The sequence below is a fragment of the Sphingomonas sp. SphC10 genome, assembly GCF_057004845.1.
Window position 1 is genome coordinate 3,552,338 of sequence record NZ_CM168044.1, and the last position, 14,031, is coordinate 3,566,368.

The window sequence follows — 14,031 nt, forward strand, 5'->3', positions numbered from 1 at the left end:
GAACAGGGTCTTACACCAACATCCGTTCAGCCTGAGCGAAGTCGAAGGCCAAGGGAAAACCCGTCCCCACGCGGTAAGCCCCTCCCGCAGGCGGGAGGGGTTTGGGGAGGGCAGGGCGTCTCGCAGAGACCTACGCCCACGGCCTTTCCCTCCCCCATCCCCTCCCGCTTGCGGGAGGGGCGTGTTTGGGGCGATCGGCGCGCTTACAAAAAGCTGTACGGATCCACATCCACCGCGACCCGCACCTTGGCCGACCATTCCAGCTCGCCCAGCCATTCGCGAATCACATCCTGCACTGCCAGCGCCCGCCGGGCATGGACCAGCAGCCGAAACCGATGCCGCCCGCGCAGCATCGCCAACGGCGCAGGCGCGGGGCCGAAGACATGCATCCCGTCGACCTTGGGCGCGGCCCGCGCGATCATTCCGGCCGCCGATTGGGCCGCCCCCTGATCCTCCGAGGACACGATGATCGCGGCATAGCGGCCGAAGGGCGGCGCATCCGCATCGCGGCGCGCCTCGGTCTCGGCAGTGTAGAAGGCCTCCGCATCGCCCGTCACCAGCGCCTGCATCACTTGTGCCTTGGGGCTGTGCGTCTGAATGAAGACATGCCCCGGCTTGGCCCCGCGCCCGGCACGCCCCGACACCTGCCGGATCTGCTGGAAGGTCCGTTCCGCCGCGCGCAGGTCGCCGCCGTCCAGCCCGAGGTCGGCATCGATCACGCCCACCAGGGTCAGGTTGGGGAAGTGATAGCCCTTGGTGATCAGCTGAGTGCCGACGACGATATCGATATCGCCCGCCTCCATCCGCCCGACGAACTCGGCCGCCTTGGCGGGGGACCAGATGGTGTCGGAGGTGACGACCGCGATCTTCGCTTCCGGAAACAACGCCGTCGCCTCGTCGGCGATCCGCTCGACGCCGGGGCCGCAGGCGACCAGCGTATCCTCGCCGTCGCATTCGGGGCAGGCGCGCGGCGTGGGCAGGACATGGCCGCAATGATGGCAGGCCAGTCGCCGGACCAGCCGGTGCTCGACCATCCAGGCGGTGCAGTTGGGACACTGAAACCGATGCCCACAGGTCCGGCACAAGGTCAGCGGGGCATAGCCGCGCCGGTTGAGATAGAGCAGCGACTGTTCGCGCTTCTCCAGCACGTCCTTCATCGCCGCGACCAGCTTGGGCGCGATCCAGCGGCCGCGCTCGGGCGGGTTCTGGATCAGGTCGATCGCCTCGATCGTCGGCATCTGCGCCGGGCCGAAGCGGCCGGGCAGCTTGACCTCGGTATAGCGGCCCAGCGCGACCTGTTGCCGCGTCTCGATCGCGGGGGTGGCCGACGCCAGGATGACCGGGCATGGCTCGAACTTGCCGCGCATCACCGCGACGTCACGGGCGTGGTAATGAACGCCGTCTTCCTGTTTGAAGCTGGTCTCATGCGCCTCGTCGACGACGATCAGCCCAAGATTGCGATAGGGCAGGAACAAGGCCGAGCGCGCGCCGACCGTCACCAGCCCCTGGCCGCTGGCGATGGCCCGCCAGGCGCGGCGTCGCTGCGACGAACGGAGGCCCGAATGCCACGCCACCGGCTCGCAGCCGAAGCGGTCGTGGAACCGCTTGAGGAACGGCTCGGTCAGCGCGATCTCGGGAAGCAGGACCAGCACCTGCCGCCCCTCGGCAATCGCCTGCGCCACCGCCTCGAAATAGACCTCGGTCTTGCCCGATCCGGTCACCCCGTCGAGCAGCACCGGCTGGAAACTATGCGCGGTGACGCCCGCGACCAATATGTCCGCCGCCGCGCGCTGGTCCTCGGACAGGGTCGGGCGGTGATGGTTGGGATCCGGCAGGGGGAAGGGGCTGTCGATATCGACTTCCACGCCTTCGATCGCGCCGTTCTTGACCAGCCCCCGGATGACCGCGTCGGAGACGTCGGCCATCGTCGCCAGCTCGCGGATCAGACCCTGGCGGTCGCCGATCCGCTCCAACGCCTGTGCCCGCTGCGGGGTCAGGCGGTCGGGGACATGGCCGGTGACGCGATATTCGGTGACGGTCCGTGCGCCCTCCAGCGCGGAGGTGGACGAAAGGGCCATGCGCACGACGGCAGCGGGCGGCGCAAGATAATAATCCGCAGTCCATTCGATCAGCCGCCGCAGCGCATCGGGCAGGGGCGGCGCGTCGGCCACGCCCAGCAACGGGCGCAGGCGGTTGTCGCCGACCTCGGCGTCGGAGGGCATCCGCTCCGGCTCCCACACCACGCCGAGCAGTTGGCGGGGACCCAGCGGCGCGACGACGATCGACCCCGGCTCGACCGTCATCCCGTGCGGCACACGATAGTCGAGGGGGCCGAGCGCGGAGTTCAGGACGAGGACGCGGGCGCGCGAAGACATGGACCCGCTATATGGGGCGGCACGGTGGCGAGGGAAGGGGCCAGTGCTACGCAGTCCAGGGCGGATCGACATTTGAAGACATGTACTTCCCTCGCCACTCGCAGAGGGGAGAGGGTTGCGCAGACTTGGTCTTTGCGGGAGCAAAGGCCTAGTCGGAGCTGGGTGAGGGGTGGGCGCTCACGACGTGAGCGCGCGAGCCGAAGGCTTGCTCTACCCCTCACCCCAGCTGCGCTAGCCAGTAAACTGGCAAGCTCCGCTAACCCTCTCCCCTGTCCAGGGGAGAGGGGAGGATAAAACAAGACGCATGCCGATTTGACCTAACCCGCCCGCCGCCGGTCGCCGCGTCGGCGTTCGCCCACCCGGTCGCGCTTGGCGCCATAGAGGCGGCTATCGGCATGGTGCATGAAATCGCGGTTGGTCCGGCAATCCTCGGGGCGCAGCGTCACCGCGACCGTGCCCGCACAACTCATGGTCAGCTTGTCGATGGTGATCGTGATGGTCAGCAACGCCTCGATCCGCGCGCGCAGGGCGTCGATATCGGTCAGCAGCGCAGGGTCGCGGACGATCAGTCCGAACTCGTCGCCGCCCAGTCGCGCGACGAAGCTGCCGTCCAGCCAGTCGGAGCGCAGGCGTTGGCCGACGATGCGCAGCACCTCGTCCCCCGCCGGGTGGCCCAGCGTGTCGTTGATCAGCTTGAAGCCGTCCAGATCGATCAGGACCAGCGCCAGCGGCTCGCCCTTGCCGACGGACTCCGCGATCGCCGCCTCCAGCGTCCGGTCGAAGGCGGCGCGGTTGGCGAGCAGGGTCAGCGCGTCGGTATCCGCATTGCGGCGCAGCTGGGTTTCCAGCGCGTGGCGCTCGGTCACGTCCTGGAACATGCCGACCAGCCCGTGCGGCTCGCCGTCCAGCATCTCGCGCTCGCCCATCACGCGGACCCGTCGTTTGCGGCCCAGCGCGGTGATGAAGTCCAGCTCGATGTCGAACGGATCGCCGGTCCGCACCGTCTGCGCGATGGTATTGCGCAGCACCTCGCGCGCGGCGGGCGGGTAATAGGACAGGCCCTGGTCGACCGTGAAATGCTGGCCCGGGTTCAGTTCGTGAATGCGGTATACCCCCTCGGACCACATGGCCTTACCGTCAGCCAGGGTGATCCGCCACGATCCGATCATCGCCAGCCGCTCGACCTGGCGGACGGTACGGTCCTTGGCGCGCAGATCGGCGGCCTGTCGCTCGCTGAGTTCGGCCATGGCATTGGCACGTCGGGCGATGGCGCGGGCGGCGATCAGCGCCTCGGCCAGCCGCGCCAGATGGCGCAACGTCTGTTCCCCCGCCGGGCTGAGCGAGCGCGGCGTGGCGTCCATGACGCAGAGCGAGCCGATCGCCTGGGGCGCGCCGTCCAGATCGGGCACACGGATCGGCATCCCCGCATAGAAACGCGTCCCCGCCTCGCCCGTGACGAACGGATTGACCGCGAAACGCGGATCGCGGCTGAGGTCGGGGACGATCGTCACATCGCTTGAGTGGATGGTATGATCGCAAAAGGCGACGTTGCGCGGCATCTGTCGGGGCAGGTCGCCGATCGCCGACTTGACCCAGAAACGGTCCCGGTCCGCCAGGGTCAACGCCGCCACTGGGCAGCCAAGCATCTCGGCGGCCAGCGAGACGAGCGCATCGAACTCCGCCTCCGGCTCGCTGTCGAGCAGCGCATGCGCCTGGAGCGTGGCCAGGCGGCGTTCCTCGTCGAACGGCGCGGGGATGGTAAGGGGGGCTTCCATCATGATGTGCGAACCATAACCAAAAGAGTTTTCAGAACCTTAAAAATGGACGGAAGCATAAGAATTTATTCGGCTTTTTGTGTGATCGAAATTACAGAACGCGACCGGCCGAAACGCGGATGGGGTGGATGACGCATTTGTCACATTGTGGTCACCCCGGGGTATCCCGACGGGATGTAGCCCTTTGCCCCACGGAGTTCGAAGAGCTCGGCACCCGACACTCCCGGGGGTGCCGTCGCGGCCGGCGGGAAGAGCGCTTCCCGCCGGTCTTTCCTTGGCGGCAGCAGCGGTGAGCCGGGATCGAGCGACCTCGCGATGCCGCCGCAATGATGAATGTCGCCCAATGACGGAGCAGACGAGCCGATGAGCCGCAAAATCCTGATCGTCGAAGATGACGCCTCGACCGCCGCCTATGTCGCCAAGGGGCTGGCCGAGGCGGGTTATGCCGTCGAGCAATGCGGGGACGGCCGCGATGGCCTGTTTCTGGCGAGCGAGGGCATATTCGACCTCATCATCGCCGACCGGATGCTGCCGCGTCTTGACGGGCTGGCGATGGTCAGCGCGATCCGCGCCGCGGGTATCTCGACGCCGGTGCTCGTGCTCTCGGCGCTCGCCACGGTCGACGACCGGGTCGACGGGCTGAAGGCGGGCGCGGACGATTATCTGTGCAAGCCCTTCTCCTTCGCCGAGCTGTCGGCGCGGATCGAGGCGCTGGTCCGCCGCTCCGACCGCGCCGCGTCCGAGCCGACCCGCACCAAGCTGAGCGTCGGCGATCTGGAGATCGACCTGCTGGCGCGCACCGTGACGCGGGCGGGCAAGATCATCCCGGTCGGCGCGCGCGAGTTCAACCTCCTGGAGTTCCTGGCGCGTCATGCGGGCCAGGTCGTCACCCGCACGATGATGCTGGAGAAGATCTGGAACTATCATTTCGACCCGGGATCGAACGTGGTCGATGTCCATATCGGGCGGCTGCGTCGCAAGCTGGAAGAGGGGTTCGGCAGCCCGATCCTGCATACGGTGCGCGGCGCGGGCTATAGGCTGGCCGTCGAAGGGTGAAGCCCCGGCTGACGATCTCGGCGCGGATCGCGCTGCTGTCGATCATCCTTGCGCTGGTGTCCAATCTGGCGCTGGTCGGCTTCATCTGGAAACAGACCAGCGCGGATGCGGTGGCGGCGCTTCACCGCGAGATCGTCGAACAGGCCGATGCCCTGCGCGCCGTATGGCGGACCGGGGCGCTGCCCGCCCTCGCCGATGCCATCAAGGAAGCACGCGAGCCGGGCGACGTATCGCTGGTGCTGGCGATCTTCGATCCGCAGGGGCACCGGATCGCGGGCTATGCGCCGCGCCATCTGGCCGTGCCGCTGGCCGACACGCCGTTCCGCATCGCTGTGCTGGGCCGCGACGGCGTGTGGAACGCGCGGGAGGCGGGGTATACGCTCCATCCCATCGGCCATGACTGGCTGCTGGTCGGGCGTCCGCTCGACCTGATCGAGGCGCAGCAGGTGGCGATCGAGCGCGCGCTGGCGCTGGCGGTGTTCCTGTCGCTGATGCTGGGGGTGGGCACCGGGCTGGTGCTGGCGCGCTATGTCACCGGGCGGCTCAATACCATCGTCGCGGTGATCGATGCGGCGGGCGAGGGCGACCTGACCCGCCGCGTGCGATTGGTCCGCGACGGGAATGACGAAGGGGATGCCTTCGACCGGCTGGCCGAGCGGCTGAATGCGATGCTCGGCAAGATCGAGCAGCTGATGGCCGAGCTGCGAGTCGTCACCGACAGCCTGGCGCACGACCTGCGCTCGCCGCTCGCCCGCCTGCGCACCAAGACCGAGCAGGCGGTGCTGATCGCCGACCCGGCGCAGCGCGAGGCCGCTTTGGGCGGCTTGCTGGTCGAGACCGATCTCATCATGCGGATGCTGACCATGGTGATCGAGATCAGCCGGTCCGAGTCGGTGACGCGCGACCGCTTTACTTTGGCCTCGCCGGTCGAGCTGGTCGAGGAGATCGGCGAACTCTACGCCCCGGTCGCCGAGGAGGCCGGATTGCGCTTCCTGATCGACGTGGAGGCGCGCCCTGCGCCCTTGCCGCTGCACCGCGAACTCATGAGCCAGGCGCTGTCCAATCTGATCGACAACGCGCTGAAGCACGGCGCGTCGGGCGGTGAGGTGACGCTGCGGCTGAGCGAGGGGGCGGAGGGAATCATCTTCCAGGTCGAGGATCACGGCCCCGGCATCGCCGAGGCGGACCGTGCGCAGGCGCTGAAGCGCTTCGGCCGACTCGACACCGCCCGCACGACTCCGGGGGCCGGGCTGGGCATGGCGCTGATCGAGGCGGTGGCAAGGTTGCACGGCGGACGATTCGATCTGGCCGACAATGCGCCCGGCCTGATCGCGCGGCTGGTGATTCCGTAAATCCTCCCCGGCACGGGGAGGGGGACCAGCGAAGCTGGTGGAGGGGGCGTGCGGCGAGGGGCGTCCTGTGTGGAAGCCCCCTCCGTCAGGCTGCGCCTGCCACCTCCCCGTGTCGGGGAGGATCGGACTTGCCCCGCTGCCTCAGCGCTTTACACCCGCGCGGCATGGACACGCTTTCCCTGTTCGGCCTGCTCGCCGTTTCCTTTACCCTGGTCTGCTATGCGATGGAATCGGGGTCGCACCGGTGGACGCTGGGCTTCTGCCTGGGGTGCGTCGCGGGGTCGGCCTATGGCTTTCTCCAGGGCGCCTGGCCGTTCGGCGTCGTGGAGATCGTGTGGGCGGTCGTGTCCTTCCGCCGCTGGCTGACGCTCAAGCGGCTGCAATCGGCGAAGTTTGTGGAACCGATCGCTTGACAGGGTGTTGCGCGGGGCCTAACTGACCGTCCTTCCAACACCCCCGGTTGAACGACGCGCGCGTTACGTGCGTCGCCATTCCGCGTGGCGGAACCATCGCGTTGAGATGGAGCATGTGCGGCCATGCCATGCTCCGTGGAGCTAGGAGAACAAGTTTCATGGCACGTATTGCGGGTGTCAACCTCCCGACCAACAAGCGCGTATTGATCGCGCTGACCTATATCCACGGCATCGGTCCGGCCAAGGCGAAGCAGATCACTGCCAAGCTGAACATCGCCGCTGATCGTCGCGTCCAGGACCTTTCGGACCAGGAAGTGCTGCAGATCCGTGAGACCATCGACGCCGATCACACGGTGGAAGGCGATCTGCGTCGCGAAACCGCGATGAACATCAAGCGCCTGATGGACCTGGCCTGCTATCGCGGCCTGCGTCACCGCAAGGGCCTGCCGGTCCGCGGCCAGCGCACGCACACCAACGCGCGCACCCGCAAGGGCAAGGCGAAGCCGATCGCAGGCAAGAAGAAGTAATTCGTCCGGGGGACGAATTACTCCGCCGGAGGCAGGCTTGTGGCTGACCGCCCGCCGCTCTCCGCATCAGGATACTAGGTCAGGACTTTCATTCAATGGCACGTGAACCGCAGCGCATTCGCCGTCGCGAGCGCAAGAACATCACCGCCGGCGTCGCCCATGTGAACGCCAGCTTCAACAACACCATGATCACCATCACCGATGCCCAGGGCAACGCCATTTCGTGGTCGTCGGCCGGCATGATGGGCTTCAAGGGCTCGCGCAAGTCGACCCCGTATGCGGCGCAGGTCGCAGCGGAAGACGCTGGCAAGAAGGCTGCCGAGCACGGCGTCCGCACCCTGGAAGTCGAAGTGAAGGGTCCGGGTTCGGGCCGCGAGTCGGCGCTGCGCGCGCTGCAGGCGGTCGGTTTCCAGATCTCCTCGATCCGCGACGTCACCTCGATCCCGCACAACGGTGTGCGGCCTTCCAAGCGTCGCCGCGTCTGATGCTTCCCATGGCCGGCTGACGAGTCGGCCATGCCTCTCTCCATGGCTGGAACCGTCCCCGTTCCGGCCCACAACTCAGGGGAACCACGTGTCTGTCAACGCAAAGAACTGGCAGGAACTGAAGAAGCCCAACGCGCTCGAGAAAAAGGGTGGCGATGGCAAGCGGAAGGCGACGTTCGTTGCCGAACCGCTGGAGCGTGGCTTCGGCCTGACGCTGGGCAACGCGCTTCGCCGCGTGCTCCTGTCGTCGCTCCAGGGCGCGGCGGTGACCTCGATCAAAATCGAGAACGTGCTGCACGAGTTCTCGTCGCTCGCCGGTGTGCGTGAAGACGTCACCGACATCGTGCTGAACGTCAAGCAGCTCGCGATCCGCATGCAGGGCGAAGGCCCCAAGCGTCTCCAGCTGTCGGCGACCGGTCCCGCCACCGTCAAGGCCGGCGACATCGCCGTGTCGGGCGACATCGAGGTCATGAACAAGGACCTGGTGATCTGCCATCTCGACGAAGGCGCGACGTTCAACATGGAACTGACCGCCGACATCGGTAAGGGCTATGTCCCCGCCGCGTCGAACCGTCCGGCCGATGCGCCGATCGGTCTGATCCCCGTCGATGCGCTCTACTCGCCGGTCCGTCAGGTGTCGTACAAGGTCGATCCGACCCGCGTCGGCCAAGACCTGGACTATGACAAGCTGACGCTCTCGATCGAGACCGATGGCACCGTCACCCCGGAAGACGCCGTGGCCTATGCCGCGCGCATCCTCCAGGACCAGCTGGCGCTGTTCGTGCACTTCGACGACTCGGCGCTCACCCGCGCGGCCCCCGTGGGCCAGGCGGCGATCCCCGCCGCTGGTGGCGAGCCGCAGAGCGACGCGCAGCAGATCAACCGTTACCTTCTCAAGAAGGTCGACGAGTTGGAACTGTCGGTGCGTTCGGCGAACTGCCTCAAGAACGACAACATCATCTATATCGGCGACCTGGTCGGCAAGACCGAAGCCGAGATGCTGCGCACCCCGAATTTCGGCCGCAAGTCGCTGAACGAAATCAAGGAAGTGCTGTCGTCCATGGGTCTGCGCCTGGGCATGGAAATCCCCGGCTGGCCGCCCGAGAATATCGAGGAAATGGCCAAGAAGCTGGAACAGGAGATCATGGGCTGAGCCGCACGCGGATAGCGACGCTATCCGCGACACGGCGCAAGCCCGGCCGGCGGGTCGCCCATGGGCGACCCGTTCGACGTCAGGATCGCGGCTTTGCCGTGATCCGGCCCGGCTCTCCAGCAGCTTTGCTGACCCGCTCCCCGGTGAAAGCCGGAGGGCAACAAGACAGGCGAAGGTGACGGCCTTGACGGTCACCGGCTCTGGGGTTCCGTGACACGGCCCCTTAACGAACGAAGGAACTACCCATGCGTCATCGCGTCGGCGGCCGTAAGCTGCAGCGTACCTCGGCTCATCGTACCGCGCTTTTCCGCAACATGTCGGCCGCGCTCATCAAGCACGAGCAGATCACCACCACCGTCGCCAAGGCGAAGGAACTGCGTCCCTACGTCGAAAAGCTGGTGACCCTGGCGAAGAAGGGCGGTCTCTCGAACCGTCGTCTGGCCCATGCCCGCCTGCTCGACGACGCGCAGCTGGTGAAGCTGTTCGACGTTCTGGCGTCGCGCTATGCCGATCGTAACGGCGGCTACACCCGCATCATCAAGGCCGGCATCCGCGCGTCGGACGCCTCGCCGATGGCGATCATCGAGTTCGTCGATCGCGACGTCTCGGCGAAGGGCCAGGATTCGGGTCCGGTCATGAACGAGGAAGATTTCGACGAAGCCGCGTAATTTACGCGCTTCTCGAAGACCTTCGAGGAAGGGCCGCTCCAGCGATGGGGCGGCCCTTTTTCGTTGTCCCATTCCCTCAGTCTCCGCTCCCCCTCCCGCAGGCGGGAGGGGGCCGGGGGGAGGGCGGCGTGTCTCACCGAGACCATTGCCTGTGGCATGCCCTCCCGCCTGCGGGAGGGGCGTGCCAAGTATCGCTGTCCGACGTAGCGACAGCGTTGCTAGCTTATTCATTGCCGCTATCCACACCACGCAAAACACGTCCGCCCCGGTAGCTTTTCGCAAAAGACATCGCTATCGGACCGCCATGGAGCACCCGGACAGCATCCTCATCGTCGATTTCGGCAGCCAGGTCACCCAGCTCATCGCGCGCCGCGTGCGCGAGGCGGGGGTCTATAGCGAGATCGTTCCCTTCCAATCCGCCGCCGAGGCGTTCGCGCGGATCAACCCCGCCGCGGTCATCCTGTCGGGTGGTCCCGCCTCGGTCGTCGACGAGAATAGCCCGCGCATTCCGCAGGCGATCCTCGACAGCGGCCTGCCGATGCTGGGCATCTGCTATGGCCAGCAGGCGCTGACCGAGCAGCTGGGCGGCAAGGTCGAGAAGGGCGACAGCGGCGAGTTCGGCGAGGCGTTCATCACCGTCGAGGGCGAATGCACGCTGTTCGACGGCCTGTGGGCGACGGGCGAGCGGCATCAGGTGTGGATGAGCCATGGCGACAAGGTCACGGCGCTGGCGCCGGGCTTCCGCGTCGTCGCGACCAGCCCCGGCGCGCCCTATGCGATCATCGCCAATGACGAGCGCCGCATCTATGCGATGCAGTTCCACCCCGAAGTCGTTCACACGCCCGACGGCGCCAAGCTGATCGCCAATTTCGTGCGCCATGTCGCAGGGGTCTCCGGCGACTGGACCATGGCCGAGTTCCGCGCCGCCAAGATCGCCGAGATTCGCGAGCAGGTGGGTGAGGGCCGGGTGATCTGCGGCCTGTCGGGCGGGGTCGACTCGTCGGTGGCCGCACTTCTGATCCACGAGGCGATCGGCGACCAGCTGACCTGCGTGTTCGTCGATGGCGGCATCCTGCGCCAGGGCGAGGCAGAGCAGGTCGTCAGCCTGTTCCGCGGCCATTATAACATCCCGCTGGTCCATGTGGACGCGCAAGACCTGTTCATGGACGGTCTGGCGGGCGTCACCGACCCGGAAGCCAAGCGCAAGTTCATCGGCAAGACCTTCATCGACGTGTTCGAGGCCGAGGCCAAGAAGATCGGCGGGGCCGAGTTCCTGGCGCAGGGCACGCTCTATCCCGACGTGATCGAGAGCGTCAGCTTCACCGGCGGCCCGTCGGTGACGATCAAGAGCCACCACAATGTCGGCGGCCTTCCGGCACGCATGAACATGAAGCTGGTCGAGCCGCTGCGCGAGCTGTTCAAGGACGAGGTCCGCGTGCTGGGTCGCGAACTGGGCCTGCCCGACGTGTTCGTCGGCCGTCACCCGTTCCCCGGACCCGGCCTGGCGATCCGCATCCCCGGCGAAGTGACGCGCGAGCGTTGCGACATCCTGCGCAAGGCGGATGCCATCTATCTCGAAGAGATTCGCAAGGCGGGTCTGTACGACGCCATCTGGCAGGCCTTTGCGGTGCTGCTGCCGGTGCGCTCGGTCGGCGTGATGGGCGATGGCCGCACCTATGACTCGGTGCTGGCGCTGCGCGCGGTGACTTCGGTCGACGGGATGACGGCGCAGGCCTTCGACTTTCCCGGCGACTTCCTGCCGCGCGTGACGACCCGGATCATCAACGAGGTGAAGGGCATCAACCGCGTCGTGTACGACTATACCAGCAAGCCGCCCGGCACGATCGAGTGGGAATAACCAAGGCTCGCGGCCCCGCGGGGCGGGGCTGCGGCTTGGTTATTCGGTGCCGCAAGGCACCGCGGATGTAGAGGCCGTTTATTCCTCCCCTGTAAGGGGAGGTGGCAGGGCGGAGCCCTGACGGAGGGGTGTCACCATTCGCGAGGGTGGACCGTTCCCACGAACCGGGACACCCCTCCACCATGCTGCGCATGGTCCCCCTCCCCTACAAGGGGAGGAATGCAATGATGCCGATCATAACCCAATCCAGTCGCCCTCGGCTGGTGCTGGCGATGCTGCTGGTCGTCTATATCTTCAACTTCGTCGACCGGCAGATTCTCGCGATCCTCGCCGCGCCGATCCAGCAGGAGCTGGGGCTGAGCGACCGGCAGTTGGGGCTGCTCGGCGGAATCGCCTTCGCCCTGCTCTATTCGACGCTGGGCGTGCCGCTGGCGTGGCTGGCCGACCGGACGAGCCGGAGCCGGGTCGTCACGGGCTCACTGATGCTGTGGAGCGGCTTTACCGCGCTGTGCGGGCTGGCGACCGGCTTCTGGCAGATATTCCTCGCGCGGCTGGGCGTCGGCATCGGTGAGGCGGGGGGCGTCGCGCCGTCCTATGCAATCATCAGCGAGTATTTCCCGCCGCGTCGCCGCGCGCTGGCGCTTAGCGTCTATTCGCTGGGGATTCCGCTGGGCTCGGCGGCCGGTGTGCTGGCGGGCGGCTATATCGCCGCGCGGATCGACTGGCGGACGGCCTTTATCGCGGTCGGGCTGGCCGGGATGTTGATCGCGCCGCTGGTCCGCCTGATCGTCCGCGACAAGCCTAGGGCAGCCCCGGTGGCGAGCAAGCCCGCCTTCGCCACGGTCGCGCGTACCCTGGCAGGCAAGCCGTCCTTCTGGCTGCTGTCCTTCGGCGCGGCGAGTGGCTCGATGATCGGCTATGGCCTGGCCTTCTGGTTGCCCAGCCTGATGCGACGCAGCTTCGGGCTGGACCTGATCGCGACCTCGCATTTCCTGGCGGGGCTGCTGCTGATCGGGGGTGTCGGCGGCATCGTGGCGGGCGGCTGGCTGGCCGACCGGCTGGGCGCGCGGGATCGGGCGTGGTTCGGCTATGTCCCCGCTATCGCCTATCTGATCAGCATTCCGCTGTTCGCGGGCGGCATGCATGGCGGGGATGTGCGCATCGCCTTTGCGCTGTTCCTCCTGCCCCAGGCGCTGTCCTATGCCTGGCTGGGGCCGGTGCTGTCGGCGGTACAGCATCTGGTGGCACCGCCCGAACGCGCGACGGCCGCCGCGCTCTTCCTGCTGATCAACAACCTGATCGGGCTGAGCGGCGGCATCTATGCGCTAGGGGCGCTGTCCGACGCGCTGACCCCGCTCTATGGCAGCGACGCGTTGCGCCATGCGATGCTGGGTGGCCTCAGCCTTTACGCGGTCGCGGCGCTGCTGGTCGGGCTGGCCGGTCCCCATCTGCGCCGCGACTGGGGGGAGCCGCTCACCGCGCCGGAATGACGTTCCAGGCGAGCATCGCGAAGACCGCCGCACCCGCAACGATGCGATAGATCACGAAGGGTAGATAGCCGCGCGTCGATACCAGCCGCAGGAAGACGACGATCACGCCGTAACCGCTGACAAAGGCGACCAGGGTGGCGAGCAAGGTCGGCCCCGGTCCGAACGTCCCGAACCGTCCCCAGCTATCGGCCAGCTCGAACAGGCCCGACGCCAGCACCGCCGGGATCGCCAGCAGGAAGGAGTAACGCGCCGCCGCCTCGCGCGTGTAACCCAGCAAAAGTCCCGCGCTGATCGTCCCGCCGGAGCGCGACACGCCGGGGACCAGCGCCATTGCCTGCGCAAAACCCAGGATCAGGCCGTCGCGCCACCCCAGCCGCTCCAGCGGCTTGCGCTTCGCGCCGATCCGGTCGGCTGCGCCCAGCACCAGCGCAAAGACGATCAGCATCGTCGCGGTGATGCGCAGGTCGCGCAGCCCCCCTTCGATCTGATGCTTGAACAACAGGCCGAGGACCGCGATCGGCAGGGTGCCGAGGATCACCAGCCAGCCCATGCGCGCGTCGGGCGACAGGGTGGCGGGACGGCGGATCACCGAACCTAGCCAGGCCATGGCGATGCGCCAGATATCCTTGCGGAAATAGAGCAGCACCGCCGCTTCGGTGCCGATCTGGGTGATGGCGGTGAAGGCCGCGCCGGGATCGTTGCCGGAGGGGAGCAGGGCGCCCGCGATGCGCAGATGCGCGCTGGACGATACCGGCAGGAACTCGGTGATGCCCTGCAACAGGCCCAGGAACAGCGCTTCCAACCAAATCATTATGAGTACGAACCTTTATGTGCGGTGCCTGCCATAGGCCCGGGGACTATCAGGGGGCACCCCGAAAG

12 protein-coding genes are annotated in these 14,031 nt (G+C 67.1%); 9 read left to right on the top strand and 3 right to left on the bottom strand.

Translation table 11 applies throughout. From position 1 onward, the window contains the following. Nucleotides 1–203: 203 nt before the first annotated feature. Complete coding sequence (locus ACWKSV_RS16485) at nucleotides 204–2,375, bottom strand: primosomal protein N' (RefSeq protein WP_076715008.1); 2,172 nt, start codon at nucleotides 2,373–2,375, stop codon at nucleotides 204–206. 317 nt (nucleotides 2,376–2,692) lie between these two features. Then, a complete protein-coding gene (locus ACWKSV_RS16490) occupies nucleotides 2,693–4,153 on the bottom strand; it encodes a sensor domain-containing diguanylate cyclase (protein WP_076715010.1) in 1,461 nt (486 codons plus the stop codon). A gap of 360 nt (nucleotides 4,154–4,513) precedes the next feature. On the opposite strand from ACWKSV_RS16490, the gene ACWKSV_RS16495 reads away from it, so the two are divergent. From ACWKSV_RS16495 to ACWKSV_RS16535, 9 genes are all read left to right on the top strand, one after another. Next, on the top strand, nucleotides 4,514–5,206 hold the full coding sequence (locus tag ACWKSV_RS16495) for a response regulator transcription factor (RefSeq protein WP_056431327.1): 693 nt from the start codon (nucleotides 4,514–4,516) through the stop codon (nucleotides 5,204–5,206). After that, entirely contained in the window at nucleotides 5,203–6,558 is a 1,356-nt protein-coding gene (locus ACWKSV_RS16500) for a sensor histidine kinase (RefSeq protein ID WP_076715012.1), read from the top strand. The genes ACWKSV_RS16495 and ACWKSV_RS16500 overlap by 4 nt, the downstream gene beginning before the upstream one ends. A 164-nt stretch (nucleotides 6,559–6,722) precedes the next feature. Continuing rightward, nucleotides 6,723–6,971 (top strand): hypothetical protein, encoded by a 249-nt coding sequence (locus ACWKSV_RS16505; RefSeq protein WP_076715013.1) that lies wholly within the window; start codon nucleotides 6,723–6,725, stop codon nucleotides 6,969–6,971. A gap of 158 nt (nucleotides 6,972–7,129) precedes the next feature. Further along, complete coding sequence (rpsM, locus tag ACWKSV_RS16510) at nucleotides 7,130–7,498, top strand: 30S ribosomal protein S13 (protein ID WP_042486395.1); 369 nt, start codon at nucleotides 7,130–7,132, stop codon at nucleotides 7,496–7,498. Nucleotides 7,499–7,593: 95 nt separating this feature from the next. Next, nucleotides 7,594–7,983 (top strand): 30S ribosomal protein S11, encoded by a 390-nt coding sequence (gene rpsK / locus ACWKSV_RS16515; RefSeq protein ID WP_042486392.1) that lies wholly within the window; start codon nucleotides 7,594–7,596, stop codon nucleotides 7,981–7,983. A gap of 88 nt (nucleotides 7,984–8,071) precedes the next feature. Continuing rightward, nucleotides 8,072–9,136 (top strand): DNA-directed RNA polymerase subunit alpha, encoded by a 1,065-nt coding sequence (locus ACWKSV_RS16520; protein ID WP_056430549.1) that lies wholly within the window; start codon nucleotides 8,072–8,074, stop codon nucleotides 9,134–9,136. A 245-nt stretch (nucleotides 9,137–9,381) separates the two neighbouring features. Continuing rightward, on the top strand, nucleotides 9,382–9,804 hold the full coding sequence (gene rplQ / locus ACWKSV_RS16525) for a 50S ribosomal protein L17 (protein WP_056430546.1): 423 nt from the start codon (nucleotides 9,382–9,384) through the stop codon (nucleotides 9,802–9,804). A gap of 304 nt (nucleotides 9,805–10,108) precedes the next feature. Continuing rightward, nucleotides 10,109–11,662 (top strand): glutamine-hydrolyzing GMP synthase, encoded by a 1,554-nt coding sequence (gene guaA, locus ACWKSV_RS16530; RefSeq protein ID WP_058744533.1) that lies wholly within the window; start codon nucleotides 10,109–10,111, stop codon nucleotides 11,660–11,662. A 224-nt stretch (nucleotides 11,663–11,886) separates the two neighbouring features. Further along, nucleotides 11,887–13,152, top strand: a complete 1,266-nt coding sequence (locus tag ACWKSV_RS16535; RefSeq protein WP_191864568.1) for an MFS transporter — start codon at nucleotides 11,887–11,889, stop codon at nucleotides 13,150–13,152. On the opposite strand, the gene ACWKSV_RS16540 is transcribed toward ACWKSV_RS16535, so the two are convergent. Further along, complete coding sequence (locus ACWKSV_RS16540) at nucleotides 13,136–13,963, bottom strand: undecaprenyl-diphosphate phosphatase (RefSeq protein ID WP_076715015.1); 828 nt, start codon at nucleotides 13,961–13,963, stop codon at nucleotides 13,136–13,138. The genes ACWKSV_RS16535 and ACWKSV_RS16540 overlap by 17 nt on opposite strands. Between the last annotated feature and the right edge of the window lie 68 nt (nucleotides 13,964–14,031).

What these genes read in the sequence shown, in the direction of transcription:
- ACWKSV_RS16490 (WP_076715010.1), bottom strand. Translation starts at nt 4,153, where the DNA reads ATGATGGAAGCCCCCCTTACCATCCCCGCGCCGTTCGACGAGGAACGC.
- guaA (WP_058744533.1), top strand. Translation starts at nt 10,109, where the DNA reads ATGGAGCACCCGGACAGCATCCTCATCGTCGATTTCGGCAGCCAGGTC.
- ACWKSV_RS16485 (WP_076715008.1), bottom strand. Translation starts at nt 2,375, where the DNA reads ATGTCTTCGCGCGCCCGCGTCCTCGTCCTGAACTCCGCGCTCGGCCCC.
- rpsM (WP_042486395.1), top strand. Translation starts at nt 7,130, where the DNA reads ATGGCACGTATTGCGGGTGTCAACCTCCCGACCAACAAGCGCGTATTG.
- ACWKSV_RS16540 (WP_076715015.1), bottom strand. Translation starts at nt 13,963, where the DNA reads ATGATTTGGTTGGAAGCGCTGTTCCTGGGCCTGTTGCAGGGCATCACC.
- ACWKSV_RS16535 (WP_191864568.1), top strand. Translation starts at nt 11,887, where the DNA reads ATGATGCCGATCATAACCCAATCCAGTCGCCCTCGGCTGGTGCTGGCG.
- rplQ (WP_056430546.1), top strand. Translation starts at nt 9,382, where the DNA reads ATGCGTCATCGCGTCGGCGGCCGTAAGCTGCAGCGTACCTCGGCTCAT.
- ACWKSV_RS16495 (WP_056431327.1), top strand. Translation starts at nt 4,514, where the DNA reads ATGAGCCGCAAAATCCTGATCGTCGAAGATGACGCCTCGACCGCCGCC.
- ACWKSV_RS16505 (WP_076715013.1), top strand. Translation starts at nt 6,723, where the DNA reads ATGGACACGCTTTCCCTGTTCGGCCTGCTCGCCGTTTCCTTTACCCTG.
- rpsK (WP_042486392.1), top strand. Translation starts at nt 7,594, where the DNA reads ATGGCACGTGAACCGCAGCGCATTCGCCGTCGCGAGCGCAAGAACATC.